Source organism: Azoarcus sp. DN11 (assembly GCF_003628555.1).
Lineage (GTDB): Bacteria > Pseudomonadota > Gammaproteobacteria > Burkholderiales > Rhodocyclaceae > Aromatoleum.
On record NZ_CP021731.1, the window covers coordinates 838,600 to 855,975 of the forward strand.

The following is a 17,376-nucleotide window of genomic DNA, read 5'->3' on the forward strand; positions in this document are numbered from 1 at the left end:
GCGTCCTCAGACCACGATGTTGACCAGGCGGCCCGGCACCACGACGACCTTGCGTGGCGGCTTGCCTTCCATGAACTTGTGTGCGGCCTCGGAAGCCAGGGCGATGGCTTCGATCTGCGACGAACTCGCGCCCGCGGCGACCTTGATGCTGCCGCGCAGCTTGCCATTGACCTGCAGCACGAGGTCGAGCTCGTCCTGCTTGAGCGCGGCTTCGGACGGCTCGGGCCATACCGCGTTCAGCACGTCGCCGGCGAATCCGCAGTCCTGCCACAGTGCGTGCGTGATGTGCGGGGTGATCGGCGCGAGCAGGCGAAGCAGGATGGCCAGCCCTTCCTCGGCGACCTCGGCGTGGGCGGCGGCGTTGTCGCGCGGCGCCTTTTCCAGCGCGTTGAGCGTCTTCATCGCCGCCGAGACGACGGTGTTGAACTGGTGCTTGCCGAAGTCGTAGTTGGCCTGCTTCAGGCAGCCGTGGATCTCGCGGCGCACGGCGGCAAGCGCCTCGGGCAGCTGGCCGGTCGCGAGTGCGCGCGTCGCCGGCAGTTCGGCGCGGATTTCATTGGCGAAGCTGTGACCGAGGGCCCAGACGCGGCGCAGGAAGCGGTAGGCGCCTTCGACGCCCGAATCGGACCATTCGAGCTGCTGGTCCGGCGGCGCGGCGAAGATGATGAAGAGGCGCGCCGTGTCGGCGCCGTACTGGTCGACGAGGGCCTGCGGGTCGACGCCGTTGTTCTTCGACTTCGACATCTTCTCGGTGCCGCCGATGACGACCGGTTGGCCGTCGGCGGCGAGCGTCGCTGCGGTGATGCGGCCCTTGTCGTCCCGTTCGATCTGGACGTCGGCGGGATTGATCCACTGCTTCTTGCCGCCCGCGGCTTCGCGATAGTAGGTCTCTGCGACGACCATGCCCTGCGTCAGCAGGTTGGTGAAGGGCTCGGAGACGTTCACCAGGCCCTCGTCGCGCATCGCGCGCGTGAAGAAACGCGAATAGAGCAGGTGCAGGATCGCGTGCTCGATGCCGCCGATGTACTGGTCGACCGGCGCCCAGTAGTTCACGCGTCCGTCGACCATAACCTTGTCGTTGTCAGGCGAGGCGTAGCGCAGGAAGTACCACGACGACTCGACGAAAGTGTCCATCGTGTCGGTCTCGCGACGGGCCGGCTTGCCGCACTTCGGGCAACTGCACTGGTAGAACTCGGGCATTTTCGCGAGCGGCGAGCCGCGCCCGGTGATCTCGACGTTCTCCGGCAGCACCACGGGCAATTGCTCGTCCGGCACGGGTACGTCGCCGCAGTCGTCGCAGTGGATCATCGGGATCGGGCAGCCCCAGTAGCGCTGGCGCGAGATGCCCCAGTCGCGCAGGCGGTATTGCGTGCGTTTGGCGCCGAGGCCCTTTTCGGCAAGATCGGCGGCGATCGCATCGATGGCGTCCTGGAAGTGCAGGCCGTCGTACTTGCCGGAATTCACGAGACGGCCGTGCTCGCTGTAGGCGTCCTGCCACGGCGCGACGGTGCCGGCATAGGCGTCGCGCGTCGAGCCGACGACCATGCGGATCGGCAGGTGGTATTTCGTCGCGAACGCGAAATCGCGCTCGTCGTGCGCCGGAACGGCCATCACCGCGCCTTCGCCGTAGCCCATCAGCACGTAGTTGGCGACCCACACGTCCATGAATTCGCCGGAGATCGGGTGGACGACGCGCAGGCCGGTCGGCATGCCCTTCTTTTCCATCGTCGCGAGGTCGGCTTCGGCGACGCCACCGTGGCGGCATTCGTCGATGAAGGCGGCGAGTTCGGGGTTGTTCGCCGCGGCCTGCAGCGCGAGCGGGTGCTCAGCGGCGACGGCGACGTAGGTCGCGCCCATCAGCGTGTCGGCGCGGGTCGTGAATACCTTCAGCACGCCCGACTTGCCGATCGTCGACAAGTCGTAGGGGAAGTGCACTTCGGCACCTTCGGAGCGGCCGATCCAGTTCTTCTGCATCAGCTTGACCTGCTCGGGCCAGCCGGGCAGGGCGTCGAGCGCGTCGAGAAGCTCATCCGCGTAGGCGGTGATCTTCATGTAATACATCGGGATTTCGCGCTTCTCGACCACGGCGCCGCTGCGCCAGCCCCTGCCGTCGATCACCTGTTCGTTGGCGAGCACGGTCTCGTCGACCGGGTCCCAGTTCACGGTGCCGAGCTTCTTGTAGATCAGGCCCTTCTGGTACAGGCGGGTGAACAGCCACTGCTCCCAACGGTAGTAGTCCGGCTGGCAGGTGGCGAGTTCGCGTGCCCAGTCGATCGCGAAACCGAGACGCTTGAGCTGCGTCTTCATGTAGTCGATGTTCGCGTAGGTCCACTTCGCGGGCGGTACGTTGTTCTGGATCGCGGCGTTCTCGGCCGGCATGCCGAAGGCGTCCCAGCCCATCGGCTGCAGCACGTTGTAGCCGCGCATGCGGTGGTAGCGCGCGAGGACATCGCCGATCGTGTAGTTGCGCACATGGCCCATGTGCAGCTTGCCCGACGGGTAGGGGAACATGCTCAGACAGTAGTACTTGGGCTTGTTCGCATCCTCGGCGACGCGGAAGGCCTGGGTGCTTTCCCAGTGCTGCTGGGCGGCGGATTCGACCGCGGCGGGGGTGTATTTGTCCTGCATTTGCGGGCGGGAGTCGAGACGTGGAAAACACGCGAGTATACCGCGAAGCCGTTGAGCCTCGTGCGGCGTCTCTGCGTGCCACGTCCGGGCCAGCTGTACGCGGACAAAAAAAAGCATCCGGAGGGAGCCGGATGCTTGAAATCTCCTTTGAAGGAGAGGGAGGAAGACGGTGTCGCGGCGTGGGCCGCGGGAGCGCGGAGTTTCAGGCGGCCTTGCGCGGGGTGCCTGCGTGGCGCTGCCAGTTCGCGTGAAAGACGGAGACCATGTCTTCCATCGCGGTCAGCGGCAGGCGCCAGAGACGATTCTGGCAGCGCACCATCGGGGTCACGCGCGGTGCACAGAAGCTGGCGCGCTCGGCTTCGAGCAGGCGCTGGAAGGCGCTCATGGCCTCACCCCAGTATTCGGAGTTGCCCACCCATCCCGTTGCCGCGGTTGCCTCGCGCACGGCCTGCTGCCAGAGCGTCGTGGCGCGCTCGATGGTTACGCCGGCCTTGCGGGCATACCAGGGCAGTAGTTTTGGGGTTTGCATGATCCTTTCTCCTGACGGCCATCGTTGGCCTTTGTTTGCGCCGCGCGGATCCGCCTCTTGAGCGGAGCGTGTTGGACGCGGTTAATGCGATGCAGCATCGGAATTTGTTGCAATTTTCTTCAATCCGGCGGAGCTGTTCCTTGATTTTTCTCAACGGATTGTTGCTATGCACAATTCAAAACTACGCCGATCGTTATATCTTTTCAACTTGATGTTGCATTGCCGCAACGGTTGAAGTATTCAACTATATCAGATTCGTTTCGTTCGTGGGCGCGGCGATCCGGGAAGAAACAAGGTGCCGCTCCCGGTTAGAATCGCGGCCTGACCAGGAAGCCCGCATGTCCGATCTGCTTGCCAATCTCAATCCCGAACAACTCCAGGCCGTCACCCTGCCGCCGCAGCACGCGCTGATCCTTGCCGGTGCAGGTTCGGGCAAGACCCGCGTGCTCACGACCCGCATCGCGTGGCTGGTGCAGATCGGCCAGGTCGATCCGCAGGGCGTGCTGGCCGTGACCTTCACCAACAAGGCGGCGAAGGAGCTGCTGGCGCGCCTGTCGGCGATGCTGCCGCTTTCCTTCGGCCATTCCGCCCGCGGGATGTGGATCGGCACTTTTCACGGCCTGTGCAACCGCCTGCTGCGTGCCCACCACCGCGACGCGGGGCTGCCGCAGCTGTTCCAGATCCTCGATTCGGGCGATCAGCTCGCCGCGATCAAGCGGCTGCTGAAGGCGCTCAATGTCGATGACGAGAAATTTCCGCCACGCGAACTGCAACATTTCATCAATGCCCAGAAGGAAGCCGGTCTGCGCCCGCACGCCGTGGAGGCCTGGGACGACTACACCCGTCGCCGGGTGGAACTTTTCGCGGAGTATGAGGCGCAGTGCCAGCGCGAGTCTGTTGTGGATTTTGCGGAGTTGCTGCTGCGCACCTACGAGTTGCTCGAGCGCAACGAGCCGATCCGCCGCCATTACCAGCGCCGTTTCCGGCATATCCTCGTCGACGAGTTCCAGGACACGAACCGTCTGCAGTACCGCTGGCTGAAGCTTCTCGCCGATGACGGGGCGGAAGGCGCGGCCAGCCTGTTCTGCGTGGGCGACGACGACCAGTCGATCTACCGCTTTCGCGGCGCCGAGGTCGGCAACATGCGCGACTTCGAGCGCGAATTCCGCGTTGCCAACGTGATCCGGCTGGAGCAGAACTACCGCTCGTACGGCAACATCCTCGATGCGGCGAACGCGATCATTCGCCACAACACGGCGCGCCTGGGCAAGAACCTGTGGACCGAGCGCGGCGCGGGCGAGCCGATCCGCATCTTCGAAGCCTATGCGGACATGGACGAGGCGCGCTGGATCGTCGAGGAGATCCAGTCGCTGGTGCGCGACGGCATGAGCCGTTCGGACATCGCGTTGCTGTACCGTTCGAACGCACAGTCGCGGGTGCTGGAGCACCAGCTTTTTTCGGCCGGCATCCCCTATCGCGTCTATGGCGGGCTGCGCTTCTTCGAGCGGCAGGAGATCAAGCATGCGCTGGCCTACCTGCGGCTGATCGCGAATTCCGACGACGATACGGCGTTCAGCCGCGTCGTGAATTTTCCCACGCGTGGCATCGGCGCGCGCTCGCTCGAAGCGCTGCAGGATGCGGCGCGCACCTGGAACGCAAGCCTGTATTCGTCGGTGCCGCACCTGTCGGGCAAGCCGGGGACGGTGCTGGCGCAGTTCGTGCGCCTGGTCGAGGATCTGCGTCGCGACACCGCGCGCCTGCCGCTGCCCGAAACCGTCGACCACGTGCTCGACGCGAGCGGCCTGCGGGACTTCTACCGTAGCGAGAAGGAAGGACAGGAGCGGCTCGAGAACCTCGACGAGCTCATCAACGCGGCGGCGAACTTCCTCGGCGAGTCGGGCGCGGATGCAGAAGCGCTCGCGCAGCCCCATGCACTGCTCGCCGATTTCCTCGCCCACGCGTCGCTCGAAGCCGGGGAGCATCAGGCCGATGCCGGCAGCGACGCGATCCAGCTGATGACCGTGCATTCATCGAAGGGGTTGGAGTTCGACGTGGTTTTCCTCTCCGGGCTGGAGGAGGGGCTGTTTCCGCACGAGAACAGCGCGCTGGAGAACGAGGGGCTGGAGGAGGAGCGGCGGCTGATGTATGTGGCCGTCACGCGGGCGCGCGAGCGGCTGTACGTGAGCTTTGCGCAGAGCCGCATGCTGCATGGGCAGACGCGCTACAACCTGCGTTCGCGCTTCCTCGAGGAGATTCCGGAAGGGCTGACGAAGTGGCTGTCGCCGCCGAGCCCGCGCAACATGGGAGCGCGCAGCGGCGTGGGGATGCGTGGGGAGCCCGCGCGTGGCAGCTTCGCGCCGAGGGCGCCACAGGCGCCGGCGCGCAGCCAGGATCTCGGCGGCCTTCGGGTCGGCCAGCTCGTGACCCACGCGAAGTTCGGCCAGGGGGTGATCGTCGCGGCCGAAGGCAGCGGCGCCGACGCGCGGGTGCAGATCAATTTCGGCTCGGCCGGGATCAAGTGGCTGATGCTGGCCGTGGCGAAGCTCAGCCCGGCGTGACGTGCAGCGCCCCGCGTCGACGCGGGGCGCCGGTTCAGGCGAGTCAGGCTCCGTAGGTGCGTGCGAGCCGATCGTGCAGCGCGACGTATTCCTGCGCGAGCTTGTGTTTCGGGTCGAGGTGGATCATCGGACGCGACTGTTCGTGCGATTCCTTGATCTTCACCGAGGCCGAAAGGTAGGGCGCGAGCACCGGCAGCCCCTCGTCGATGAGCTCCTGCACGACCTTGTGCGGCAGGCCGGCGCGGGCCTGGAACTGGTTTACGACAATGCCTTCCACTGCCAGGTCGCGATTGTGGTCGGCCTGGATCTCCTGCACGTTCTCGATCAGCGCGTACAGCGCGCGCCGCGAGAATTCGTCGCAGTCGAAGGGGATCAGGCAGCTGTCCGCCGCGATCAGCGCCGAGCGGGTGTAGAAGTTCAGCGCCGGCGGGGTGTCGATGTAGATGACGTCGTAGTCGCCGGCGAGTTCGTTGAGCGCATCACGCAGCTTGTAGATCTTGTAGCGCGATTCGAGCTTGCCCTGCAGATCCTCGAGGTTGGGGTGCGAGGGCATCACATCAAGGTTGGGAAAGGGGCTCGCGACGATGAATTCTTCATTCTTCTTCGGGTTGAGCTTGAAATTGAGCGTCTGGTCGAAGAAGTCGGCGAGCGTGGTTTCCAGGTTTTCCCCCGAAATGCCGAGCAGGTACTGGGTCGAGTTCCCCTGCGGATCGAGATCCACGACCAGCGTGCGCTTGCCCTGGTGGGCGCTGATCGCCGCCAGGTTGCAGGTAATGGTCGACTTGCCGACTCCGCCCTTCTGATTGAACACCACGCGTCGCATCTTGGATTTCCCTTGTCGATTCGGTGAGATTGTGCCAAAAAATGTCGAACGGGATGTGCTTTCCGAGGGGCGGCCAGCCGTTGCCGCGATCCGTATGCGATCGGGTTTACCCTTATGGAGCATCTGCCCAAGCCCATGGACCTGCGCTACACTTGCGCCTCGCCGAGCGCGGTGTCGGCGGGGCATCGATCGCCCCGACCGTGCGAGCTCCGCTGTTCGCTCCGCGCGACAGCTCCCGGCTCCGGGAGCGCCGGACGGACCATGCCAAATGGCTGCGGATGGTCGCAATTGGCGAGACGCCCGAACGGGCGTAGGTTTTCGCCGCGCTGGAAAAGACACCACGGCAACAACACATCTCACCGACCCGGAGAGGGAGAACAATGGATCAGGATTTCATCGCCGCGGCACTCGAGTATCACCGGTCGCCGACGCGCGGCAAGATTTCGGTCGTGCCGACCAAGAGCCTCGTCAACCAGCGCGATCTGGCGCTGGCCTATTCGCCCGGCGTCGCCGCAGCGTGCGACGCGATCGTCGAGGATCCGGCGAATGCGCGCGAATACACCTCGCGCGGCAACCTCGTCGCGGTCGTGACCAACGGCACCGCGGTGCTGGGGCTCGGGAACATCGGCCCGCTGGCGTCGAAGCCGGTCATGGAAGGCAAGGGCTGCCTGTTCAAGAAGTTTGCCGGCATCGACGTGTTCGACATCGAACTGGCCGAGAACGACCCCGACAAGCTGATCGAGATCATCGCGTCGCTCGAGCCCACGCTGGGCGGCATCAACCTCGAGGACATCAAGGCGCCCGAGTGCTTCTACATCGAGAAGAAGCTGCGCGAGCGCATGAAGATCCCGGTCTTCCACGATGACCAGCACGGCACCGCGATCATCTCCACCGCCGGCCTCATCAACGGCCTGAAGGTCATCGGCAAGGACATCGCCAAGGTCAAGCTCGTGTGTTCCGGGGCCGGTGCTGCGGCCATCGCGTGCCTGGACCTGATGGTCGCTCTGGGTCTCAAGCGCGAAAACGTATACGTCTGCGACTCCAAGGGCGTGATCTACGTCGGTCGCGAAGAGAACATGGAGGCCAACAAGGCCCGTTACGCGCAGAAGACCGATTCGCGCACGCTCGCCGACGTCATGGTCGGTGCGGATGTGTTCCTGGGCCTGTCGACGGCCGGGGTGCTGAAGCCGGAAATGGTCGTGTCGATGGCCGATACGCCGCTGATCTTCGCGCTCGCGAACCCGAATCCCGAGATCCTGCCGGATGACGCAAAGAAGGTTCGTCCGGACTGCATCATCGCGACGGGCCGTTCGGATTTCCCGAACCAGGTGAATAACGTCCTGTGCTTCCCCTTCATCTTCCGCGGCGCGCTCGATGTCGGTGCGACGACGATCAACGAGGAGATGAAGCTTGCGTGCGTGCGTGCGATCGCCGGACTGGCCCAGGCGGAGCAGAGCGACATCGTCGCGTCGGCCTACGGCGGCGCCGACCTGCGTTTCGGCCCCGAGTACATCATTCCGAAGCCCTTCGATCCGCGCCTGATCGTCAAAATCGCACCGGCCGTCGCGAAAGCGGCGATGGACTCGGGCGTGGCGACCAAGCCGATCGCGGACCTGAGCGCCTACGCGGCCAGCCTGTCGGACTTCGTGTACCAGTCCGGTATCGTCATGAAGCCGGTGTTCGGTGCCGCCAAGTGCGTGCCGGCCGAGTTCAAGCGCGTGGTCTACGCCGAGGGCGAGGACGAGCGCGTCCTGCATGCGGCCCGCGTGGTCATCGAGGAAAACATCGCGCGCCCGATCCTCATCGGCCGTCCCGGCGTGATCGAGATGCGCATCCAGAAGATCGGCCTGAACCTGGTTCCGGGTCGTGACTTCGACATCATCAATCCCGAATCGGACCCGCGCTACAAGGAGCTGTGGCAGGAATACCACCGCATGCTGTGCCGCGACGGCGTGACGCCGGAGCTGGCGAAGGCCAAGATGCGCCGCGACACGACGCTGATCGGCTGCATGGTGCTGCGTCGCGGTGATGCGGACGCGCTCGTGTGCGGCACCTTCGGCACTTACGACTACCACTTCAAGCAGGTCCAGGACGTGATCGGCCTCAAGCCGGGCGCGAAGCTCTTCGCGTCGATGAGCCTGCTGCTGCTGCCCAAGCGCACGCTCGCGATCACCGACCCGTACGTGAACGAGAATCCGAACGCCGAGGAAGTGGCGGAGATCGCCCGCATGGCGGCCGAGGAGCTGCGTCGCTTCGGCATCGAGCCGCGTGTTGCGCTGGTGTCGCATTCCAACTTCGGCAGCTCCACGTCCGCGTCCGCGCGCAAGATGCGCGAAGCGGCGGCGATCCTGCGCCAGATCGCGCCGGGCCTCGAGTGCGACGGCGAGATGCACGGCGACTCGGCCCTGTCGCCGGAAATCCGTTGCCGCGTGAATCCCGAGTCGACGCTGGTCGGCGAGGCCAACCTGGTCGTGATGCCGAACATCGACGCGGCCAACATCTCCTTCAACATGATGAAGATGGCCAACAGCGACGGCGTCTCGATCGGGCCGATGCTGCTGGGTGCGCGCCTGCCGGTGCACATCCTCACCCCGTCGGCGACGGTGCGGCGCCTGGTGAACATTACGGCCGTTTCGGTGGTCGACGCCTACGAGCAGCGCATGCAATCGGGCGCTGCCGTGTAAGCGTCCGGCACGGTGCAGGCGGAGTTCGATAGCGGACTCCGCCGGCGCGCATTTTTCGGGGAGGCCGAGGTAGCGATCATGCAAAGACTGCTGATCAGCCTCGGCCTTCTCGTTCTTGCAGCCGGCCTGTTCTGGCCCTGGCTCGCAAGGATTCCGTTCGGCCGCCTGCCGGGGGACATTCACATCCAGCGTGACGGTTTCGATCTGTATTTTCCGATCACGACCGGGCTGCTGGTTTCTGCCGCTCTGAGTCTGCTTATCTGGCTCTTCCGCCGTTAACAGCGTTTACAATCCTTGAAACATTTTCAGAAGCGAGGACTTTGACATGGCTCATGCGATTCGTTTTCACCGGACAGGCGGGCCAGAAGTGCTCCAGTGGGAAATGGTCGATGTCGGTGCGCCCGGCGCAGGCGAGGTGACGGTCCGGCATCACGCGATCGGCCTGAACTACATCGATACCTACCATCGCAGCGGGCTTTACCCGATGCCCCTGCCTTCAGGGCTCGGCGTCGAAGGTGCGGGCGTGGTCGAGGCGGTGGGAGAAGGAGTCACCGACTTCGTGCCCGGGGACCGGGTCGCCTATGCCGGCGGTCCGCTCGGCGCCTATTCCGAGGTGCGCAACCTGCCCGCGCACCGCGTCGTGAAGCTGCCCGCGGGACTGTCGTTCGAACAGGGCGCGGCGATGATGCTGCAGGGCCTCACCGCGCAGTACCTGTTGCGCCGCACCTATCGCGTCCAGCCGGGCGACACGGTGCTGATCCACGCCGCAGCGGGTGGAGTCGGGCTGATCGCGTGCCAGTGGGCGAAGGCGCTGGGCGCGACCGTGATCGGCACCGTGGGGTCCGACGCGAAGGCCGAATTGGCTCGGGCGCACGGCTGCGATCATCCGATCGTCTACACGCGCGAGAAGTTTGCCGAGCGCGTCCGCGAGATTACCGGCGGCGAGGGCTTGCCGGTCGTGTATGACTCGATCGGCAAGGACACCTTCATGGATTCGCTGCGCTGCCTGCGCCCGCTCGGCACGATGGTGCTGTTCGGTGCGGCGTCCGGCCCGGTTCCCCCGTTCGATCTCGGGCTGTTGAACACGATGGGATCGCTCTACATCACGCGCCCGGGCATCGCCGCTTATACCGCGAAGCGCGAGGATCTGGTGGCGATGGCGAACGAGCTCTTCGCGGTCGTGGAATCCGGCAAGGTCAGGATCGAGATCAACCAGCGTTACGCGCTCAAGGATGCGGCGCAGGCGCACCGTGATCTCGAGGCGCGCCGGACCACCGGTTCGACAGTCCTGTTGCCTTGAACGGCGGGAACGAGATGAGCTGGAGTTCCCGTACGTCGCGGGCCGCGCTTTTCGCACTGTGGGCCGTGCTGGCGTTGCCGCTCGCGCCCGAGGCGGCCGCACAGCTCGGGCCGGCGGCCGCGATGGATCCGGCGCGCACAGCCTCCCTTTCAGCTGCGAGCCGACGCATCGAGGATCACTTTGTCGCGGAGGTCGCCCGGATCGCCGGCACCACGCCGAACAGGGTGCGCCGGGCCATGCCGGACGAGCGGCGCATCACGTCCGCCGCATCGCGGCTGATCTCGGCGCTGGAGGTCGACCTCGGCGCGCCGCTCACGCCCGAGCAGCAAGCCGAAATCCTGGAGGCGGATCACGCGCGCAAGCTGTCCCTGATGAAGGCGCGCGAGGCGGCAGGGGGCCGTTGAGGGCGTGTTGCGCAGGCTTCGTTGCCGGGCGGGCAGCAGCCCAAATCGGTCTCGGGGGTGGCGGGGCATCGGGTAAAATTCGCCCATGACCGCCTCTCACGAACCTCGCTTCATCCACCTCCGTCTGCACTCCGAATACTCGATCTCGGACGGTATCGTCCAGATCGACCAAGCGATCGCACGCGCCGTCGCCGACGGCATGCCGGCGCTGGGGATCTCGGACCTTGCCAACCTGTTCGGCATGGTCAAGTTCTACAAGGGCGCGCGCGGCAAGGGCATGAAGCCCATCATCGGCGTCGACGCCTGGATCACCAACGGCACCGACCGCGACAAGCCCTTCCGCGTCCTGCTGATCTGCAAGAACCGCAAGGGCTACGGGCAGATGTGCGAGCTGCTCACCCAGGCCTATCTCGACAACAAGTACCGCGGTCGCGCGGAGATGCGCCGCGAATGGTTTGCCGACGGTGCCGCGTCCGAGCTGCTGTGCCTGTCGGGCGCGCGCGACGGTGATATCGGCCAGGCATTGGGGAACGGCAACGTCGAGCTCGCCGAGCGCCTCGCCGCGGAATGGGCCGCGCTGTTCCCCGAGGCGTTCTACATCGAACTGCAGCGCGCGGGTCACCCCGGCGCCGAGGCTTACGTGCGTCAGGCCGTCCAGCTCGCCGGCAGGCTCGGACTGCCGGTGGTCGCGACGCATCCCGTGCAGTTCCTCAAGCGTGAGGACTTCAAGGCGCACGAGGCGCGCGTGTGTATCGCGCAGGGGTACGTGCTGGCCGACAAGCGCCGTCCACGCGACTACACCGAGGAGCAGTACCTCAAGAGCCAGGCCGAGATGTGCGAGCTCTTCGCCGACCTCCCCGAAGCGCTCGAGAATTCGGTGGAAATCGCACGCCGCTGCTCGGTTACCGTGCAGCTTGGCAAGAACTTCCTGCCGCAGTTCCCGACGCCGGAAGGCATGACGCTCGACGATTATCTGATCGCCGAGGCCAAGGCAGGGCTCGAAGTGCGCCTGAAGGAGCTGTATCCGGACGATGCCGAGCGCGAGCGCCAGCGCCCGACCTACGAGGCGCGGCTGAAGTTCGAGACCGACACCATCGTGCAGATGGGCTTTCCCGGCTACTTTCTGATCGTTGCCGACTTCATCAACTGGGGCAAGCAGAACGGCGTGCCGGTCGGCCCCGGCCGCGGCTCGGGTGCCGGTTCGCTCGTCGCGTACAGCCTGCGCATCACCGATCTCGACCCTCTCGCCTACGCGCTGCTGTTCGAGCGCTTCCTGAACCCGGAACGCGTGTCGATGCCCGACTTCGACATCGACTTCTGCCAGGACAACCGCTACCGCGTCATCGAGTACGTGCGCGAGCGCTACGGCAAGGACGCGGTCAGCCAGATCGCGACCTTCGGCACGATGGCCTCGAAGGCCGTGGTGCGCGACGTCGGCCGCGTGCTCGATCTGCCTTACGGCCTGTGCGACCGGCTGTCGAAGCTGATCCCGATCGAGGGCGCGAAGCCCGTCTCGCTGGCGAAGGCCTACGAGCTGGAGCCCCAGATCGGCGAGATGATGCAGGACGGCAACGACGGCGAGTCGGTGCAGGAGCTGTGGGGATTGGCCGAGCCGCTCGAAGGGCTCTCGCGCAACGTCGGCATGCACGCGGGCGGCGTGCTGATCGCGCCGGGCAAGCTCACCGACTTCTGCCCCTTGTACATCGCCGACGGCGACGATGCGACGCCGGTGTCGCAGTTCGACAAGGACGACGTCGAGGCGGTCGGCCTGGTGAAGTTCGACTTCCTCGGCCTGCGCAACCTCACCATCATCGAGCTCGCCGTCGACTACGTCGAGCGCCTCACCGGCGAGAAGCCCGATCTCGCCGCGCTGCCCTTCACCGATCCGGCGGCCTACCAGATCCTGAAAGACGCGAACACCACCGCGATCTTCCAGGTGGAATCGGACGGGATGAAGAAGCTCCTCAAGAAGCTCGCGCCCGACCGCTTCGAGGACATCATCGCGGTGCTCGCGCTCTACCGTCCGGGCCCGCTCGGCTCGGGCATGGTGGACGACTTCATCCTGCGCAAGAAGGGCCAGCAGGAGATCGACTACTTCCACCCGGATCTCAAGCCCTGCCTCGAACCGACCTACGGCGTGATCGTGTATCAGGAACAGGTGATGCAGATCTCGCAGATCATCGGCGGCTACACGCTCGGCGGCGCCGACATGCTGCGCCGCGCGATGGGCAAGAAGAAGGCCGACGAGATGGCCAAGCACCGCGAGACGATCGCTGCGGGGGCAAAGCAGAAGGGCTACGACCCGGCGCTCGCCGAGCAGCTTTTCGACCTGATGACGAAGTTCGCGGAGTACGGCTTCAACAAGTCGCACACCGCCGCATACGCGGTCGTCACCTACCATACCGCGTGGCTCAAGGCGCATCACTGCGCGGCCTTCATGGCCGCGACGATGTCCGCCGACCTCGACAACACCGACACGATCAAGATCTTCTTCGAGGACACGATCGCGAACGGCATCAAGGTCTTGCCCCCGGATGTGAACCAGTCCGACTACCGCTTCGTGCCGACCGACCGCAAGACGATCCGCTACGGCCTCGGCGCAGTGAAGGGGGTCGGCGAACCGGCGGTGCGCTCGATCCTCGCCGCCCGGCAGTCCGGCGGCCCGTTCAAGGATCTCTTCGATTTCTGCGCCCGCGTCGACCGCCGCATGGTCAATCGCCGCGTGATCGAGGCGCTGATCCGGTCGGGGGCGTTCGACCTGATCGAACCCAGCGGCGCCGCCGACCGTGCGAGGTTGCTCGCGACCGTGAGCCTCGCGATGGAAGCTGCCGAGCAGGCGGCGGCGAACGCGATGCAGGGCGGCCTGTTCGACCTGGTGCCCGAGGCCGCCGGAGCGGCGCCCGAGTACGTGAGCGTGCGCCCGTGGACGGAGCGCGAGCGGCTGAAGGAGGAGAAGCTCGCGATCGGCTTCTTCCTCTCTGGCCATCCGTTCAACAGCTTCAAGGACGAAGTGCGGCGCTTCATCCGGCGCTCCCTCTCGCAGCTCGAGCCGTCGCGTGATCTCGCGATGCTCGCGGGCGTCGTGATGGACGTGCGCACGAAGATGACCAACCGCGGCAAAATGGCCTTCGTCGTGCTCGACGACGGCACGCAGGTGCGGGAGGTGTCGGTCTTCTCCGAAGTGTTCGACGCTAACCGGACCCGGATCGTCACCGATGAGGTGCTGGTCGTCGAAGGCAAGGTCAGCAACGACGACTTCACGGGCGGCCTACGCATCATTGCCGACCGGCTGATGACCCTGGGCGAAGCCCGCTCGCGTTTTGCGAAGGCGCTGCAACTGACGGTCAATGGTGAGGTGAAGCGCGCCGGCAGTGCCGCCGCGGCCGCCGACAAGCTGGAAACCCTGCTGACGCCTTTCCGCGACGGCGTCTGCCCGATCTCCCTGCGCTACCGCAACGATCAGGCCGAAGGCGAACTCCCGCTCGGGGCGGGCTGGCGCGTGCGCCTGGATGACGCCCTGCTCGACAGCCTGCGCGAGTGGCTGCCTCCGGGCGCGGTCGAAGTCCTGTATCCGAACTGAGCACACATGAAAAAGGCCGCTGCCCTCGCGGGCGCGGCCTCTGGATGCCCGCTACGCGGGCAGGACTGCGATCAGAGCGCTTCGGCGTGCTGCGCCAGGTACTCCGCCACGCCGCTGGTGCTGGCCTTCATGCCGGCCTTGCCCTTGTTCCAGCCGGCCGGGCAGACTTCGCCGTGCTCTTCGGTGAACTGCAGTGCGTCGACCATGCGGATCATCTCGTCGATGTTGCGGCCCAGCGGCAGGTCGTTGACGACCTGGTGGCGCACGACGCCGTTCTTGTCGATGAGGAAGGAGCCGCGGAACGCGACGCCGCCTTCGGCTTCGACGTCATAGGCACGGCAGATCTCGTGCTTCACGTCGGCAACCAGGGTGTATTGGACCTGGCCGATGCCGCCCTTGTTGACCGGCGTGTTCTTCCACGCGAGGTGGGTGAACTGGCTGTCGATCGACACGCCCAGCACTTCGACGCCACGCTTCTTGAACTCATCGAGGCGATGGTCGAAGGCGATCAGTTCCGACGGGCACACGAAGGTGAAATCCATCGGGTAGAAAAACACCACGGCATATTTGCCCTTGGTGACTTGAGAGAACGTGATGCTGGTGATTTCGTTGTTGCCGAGCACCGCGTTGGCGGTGAAATCCGGGGCCTTCTTGCCGACGAGAACTGCCATGTTGGTGATCTCCAGAGTGGGTTGAATGACCGAAGGATTATGTTGCCATGATCCCGAAAGTTCCAATTGTCTTTCCCTTGACCTTGCGATAGAAATTTTCAATTGCATGGTCGCAAGGATCCATTCGGAGGCCTTCGACGAGGCGACGTAGCAGCATGCGCGAGCGCCCCCGCGGCTTCGAGGACGCTGGCATTCCGCGACTATTCGGTCGGAAGCATCAGGAAGCGCAACTGTTCGGGGCGTTCACCGCCGCCGATCTCGACACCATCCACCCGGGCGTGCGCGGGGCCCCGGCGGGCCCAGCGGATGAAATCATCGACGGCGGCCGCGGGGCCGGCAACAAGGGCCTCGACGCGGCCGTCAGTGCGGTTGCGCACCCAGCCATGCAGGCCCAGACGCTCGGCCTCGACCAGCGCGCTCGCGCGGAAGGCGACACCCTGGACGCGCCCCCGGATCATCAGGTGACGCACGACGTAATCCGCTTCATGCATAGGCCACCTCCGCGTCGCGCGGGCCGCAGCGCTGCGCGCGCAGCAGTGCGTCCGTGATGTTCCCGGCGAGATTGTCGGTGCCGAGGACTTCGCCGAACCCCGAGCGTTGGACGATCGAGGCAGGTTGTTCGTTCAGGTCGCACAGGATCAGCTGGGTGCCGCGTTTCTCCAGCGCGCGATGCAGTGCCTGCAGCATGTCGAGGCCGGTCGTGTCGATGTTGATGACCTTCTCCATGTCGAGGATCATCGCGTCGGGATGGCCGTCCTGCATCAGCATGAGGTTCTCGAGCTTGTTCGCAGCACCGAAGAACAGGCTGCCGAACACCCGATAGGCAAGGAGACGTGGCGTGCCGTCGTTGCGTGACAGCGCTTCGACGCCGTAATGTTCCTCGAGTGCAATGCGCTCCACCCGTGTCAGGTCGGACATGCGATAGATGAAGAACAGGCTCGCGAGCACCATGCCGAGCTCGACCGCCAGCGTGAGGTCGAACACGACCGTCACGAAGAAGGTGCCCAGCAGGATGATGCGGTACTGGCGTGAATAGCGGGTCAGGTCTTTCCACGCGAAAGCGTGCCATTCGCCCATGTTGACCGAAACGATGACGACGACTGCGGACAGCGTCCCGAGCGGGATGTAGCTGGCGAGCGGAGCGAGTGCCAGCACCACGGCCAGAAGCACCAGCGAATGGACCATCCCCGCGATGGGGGTGCGTCCGCCGGAGCGGATGTTGGTCGCCGTGCGTGCGATCGCGCCGGTTGCAGCGAAGCCGCCGAACAGAGGTGCCACGACGTTCGCGACCCCTTGGGCCATCAGTTCCTGGTTGGGATCGTGCCGGTCGTCGATCTGGTTGTCGGCGACGCGGGCGGACAACAGCGATTCGATGGCGCCGAGCAGGGCGATCGTCAACGCCGGCGCGATCAGCTTCCCGAGCGTGCCCAGCGACAGCGCGGGCAGGCCGAAGGGCGGGACCTCCTGGGGAATGCCGCCGAAGCGGCTGCCGATCGTGTCGACGGGAAAATGGACGAACCCGTTGATTGCCGTCGCGATGACCAGGACCGCCAGCGGACCGGGCAGGCGGCGCATCCACGCCACGCGGGCTGCCATGCGGTTCCAGCTCAACAGCACCACGAGCGAGGCGACGGATACCGCGACCGTGGGGAGATGGATCGTGTGCGCAGCACCCAGGAGTGCTTCCATCTTGCCGAAGAATTCGCCCGGCATCTTGTCGATCGACAGGCCGAGGAAATCCTTGACCTGCGAGATGAAGATCACGACCGCAATCCCGTTGGTGAAGCCGATCACGACCGAAACGGGGATGAATCGGATCATGCTGCCGAGGCGGAAGGCGCCCATCGCGAGCAGCAGCATTCCGGACATCATCGTCGCGATCAGCAGGTTCTGGACACCATAATCGACGACGATCGCGTAGATGATGGGGATGAAGGCGCCGGTCGGGCCGCCGATCTGCACCTTCGAGCCACCCAGGGCCGCAATCAGGAAACCGGCGACGATGGACGTCCAGATGCCCGCGGTCGGGCTCATGCCCGAGGCGATGGCGAAAGCCATCGCCAGGGGCAGCGCAAGCACGCCGACGGTGATGCCGGCAGAGAGATCTTGCGTGAAGGAACCCCGCCCGTAGCCGGGCAGGGTGTCAAACAGTTTGGGGCGAAAATTGATCACGATGCTTCCTCGATTCCTCTGTGTGCC

Annotated in this window: 12 protein-coding genes; 6 read left to right on the forward strand and 6 right to left on the reverse strand. The window is 65.3% G+C overall.

The window, feature by feature from the left end:
- Window positions 1-6: 6 nt before the first annotated feature.
- A complete protein-coding gene (gene leuS, locus CDA09_RS03745; RefSeq protein WP_121427395.1) occupies window positions 7-2,628 on the reverse strand; it encodes a leucine--tRNA ligase in 2,622 nt (873 codons plus the stop codon).
- Between the two features lie 202 nt (window positions 2,629-2,830).
- Window positions 2,831-3,157, reverse strand: a complete 327-nt coding sequence (locus tag CDA09_RS03750) for a hypothetical protein (RefSeq protein ID WP_121427396.1) — start codon at window positions 3,155-3,157, stop codon at window positions 2,831-2,833.
- A gap of 338 nt (window positions 3,158-3,495) precedes the next feature.
- Here CDA09_RS03750 and CDA09_RS03755 point away from each other — a divergent pair, with 338 nt between their 5' ends.
- Entirely contained in the window at window positions 3,496-5,715 is a 2,220-nt protein-coding gene (locus tag CDA09_RS03755; protein ID WP_121427397.1) for a UvrD-helicase domain-containing protein, read from the forward strand.
- Between the two features lie 43 nt (window positions 5,716-5,758).
- On the opposite strand, the gene CDA09_RS03760 is transcribed toward CDA09_RS03755, so the two are convergent.
- On the reverse strand, window positions 5,759-6,538 hold the full coding sequence (locus tag CDA09_RS03760; protein ID WP_121427398.1) for a ParA family protein: 780 nt from the start codon (window positions 6,536-6,538) through the stop codon (window positions 5,759-5,761).
- A 380-nt stretch (window positions 6,539-6,918) separates the two neighbouring features.
- Between CDA09_RS03760 and CDA09_RS03765 the strand changes: the two genes are divergently transcribed.
- The 5 genes from CDA09_RS03765 to dnaE all read left to right on the forward strand — a co-directional run bounded on the left by CDA09_RS03765 (window position 6,919) and on the right by dnaE (window position 14,506).
- Entirely contained in the window at window positions 6,919-9,222 is a 2,304-nt protein-coding gene (locus tag CDA09_RS03765; RefSeq protein ID WP_121427399.1) for an NADP-dependent malic enzyme, read from the forward strand.
- A 78-nt stretch (window positions 9,223-9,300) separates the two neighbouring features.
- A complete protein-coding gene (locus CDA09_RS03770) occupies window positions 9,301-9,501 on the forward strand; it encodes a DUF2905 domain-containing protein (RefSeq protein WP_121430719.1) in 201 nt (66 codons plus the stop codon).
- A 46-nt stretch (window positions 9,502-9,547) separates the two neighbouring features.
- Complete coding sequence (locus CDA09_RS03775) at window positions 9,548-10,522, forward strand: quinone oxidoreductase family protein (RefSeq protein ID WP_121427400.1); 975 nt, start codon at window positions 9,548-9,550, stop codon at window positions 10,520-10,522.
- 14 nt (window positions 10,523-10,536) lie between these two features.
- Complete coding sequence (locus tag CDA09_RS03780; RefSeq protein WP_286164370.1) at window positions 10,537-10,926, forward strand: hypothetical protein; 390 nt, start codon at window positions 10,537-10,539, stop codon at window positions 10,924-10,926.
- A gap of 85 nt (window positions 10,927-11,011) precedes the next feature.
- Window positions 11,012-14,506 carry a DNA polymerase III subunit alpha gene (gene dnaE, locus CDA09_RS03785; RefSeq protein WP_121427401.1) on the forward strand — a complete coding sequence of 1,165 codons (3,495 nt, stop codon included), beginning with the start codon at window positions 11,012-11,014 and terminating at the stop codon, window positions 14,504-14,506.
- A 71-nt stretch (window positions 14,507-14,577) separates the two neighbouring features.
- On the opposite strand, the gene CDA09_RS03790 is transcribed toward dnaE, so the two are convergent.
- The 3 genes from CDA09_RS03790 to CDA09_RS03800 form a co-directional block, all read right to left on the reverse strand.
- Window positions 14,578-15,177 carry a peroxiredoxin gene (locus CDA09_RS03790; RefSeq protein WP_121427402.1) on the reverse strand — a complete coding sequence of 200 codons (600 nt, stop codon included), beginning with the start codon at window positions 15,175-15,177 and terminating at the stop codon, window positions 14,578-14,580.
- 200 nt (window positions 15,178-15,377) lie between these two features.
- On the reverse strand, window positions 15,378-15,668 hold the full coding sequence (locus CDA09_RS03795; RefSeq protein ID WP_121427403.1) for an acylphosphatase: 291 nt from the start codon (window positions 15,666-15,668) through the stop codon (window positions 15,378-15,380).
- Window positions 15,661-17,352, reverse strand: coding sequence for a SulP family inorganic anion transporter (locus CDA09_RS03800; protein WP_121430721.1), 1,692 nt, complete (start codon window positions 17,350-17,352; stop codon window positions 15,661-15,663). The genes CDA09_RS03795 and CDA09_RS03800 overlap by 8 nt, the downstream gene beginning before the upstream one ends.
- Window positions 17,353-17,376: the final 24 nt, after the last annotated feature.

Excerpts from the sequence above, each read along its gene's own strand:
- CDA09_RS03750 (WP_121427396.1), bottom strand. The coding sequence starts at position 3,157 with ATGCAAACCCCAAAACTACTGCCCTGGTATGCCCGCAAGGCCGGCGTA.
- CDA09_RS03795 (WP_121427403.1), bottom strand. The coding sequence starts at position 15,668 with ATGCATGAAGCGGATTACGTCGTGCGTCACCTGATGATCCGGGGGCGC.
- CDA09_RS03765 (WP_121427399.1), top strand. The coding sequence starts at position 6,919 with ATGGATCAGGATTTCATCGCCGCGGCACTCGAGTATCACCGGTCGCCG.
- CDA09_RS03790 (WP_121427402.1), bottom strand. The coding sequence starts at position 15,177 with ATGGCAGTTCTCGTCGGCAAGAAGGCCCCGGATTTCACCGCCAACGCG.
- CDA09_RS03780 (WP_286164370.1), top strand. The coding sequence starts at position 10,537 with ATGAGCTGGAGTTCCCGTACGTCGCGGGCCGCGCTTTTCGCACTGTGG.
- CDA09_RS03770 (WP_121430719.1), top strand. The coding sequence starts at position 9,301 with ATGCAAAGACTGCTGATCAGCCTCGGCCTTCTCGTTCTTGCAGCCGGC.
- CDA09_RS03775 (WP_121427400.1), top strand. The coding sequence starts at position 9,548 with ATGGCTCATGCGATTCGTTTTCACCGGACAGGCGGGCCAGAAGTGCTC.
- CDA09_RS03755 (WP_121427397.1), top strand. The coding sequence starts at position 3,496 with ATGTCCGATCTGCTTGCCAATCTCAATCCCGAACAACTCCAGGCCGTC.
- leuS (WP_121427395.1), bottom strand. The coding sequence starts at position 2,628 with ATGCAGGACAAATACACCCCCGCCGCGGTCGAATCCGCCGCCCAGCAG.
- CDA09_RS03760 (WP_121427398.1), bottom strand. The coding sequence starts at position 6,538 with ATGCGACGCGTGGTGTTCAATCAGAAGGGCGGAGTCGGCAAGTCGACC.
- dnaE (WP_121427401.1), top strand. The coding sequence starts at position 11,012 with ATGACCGCCTCTCACGAACCTCGCTTCATCCACCTCCGTCTGCACTCC.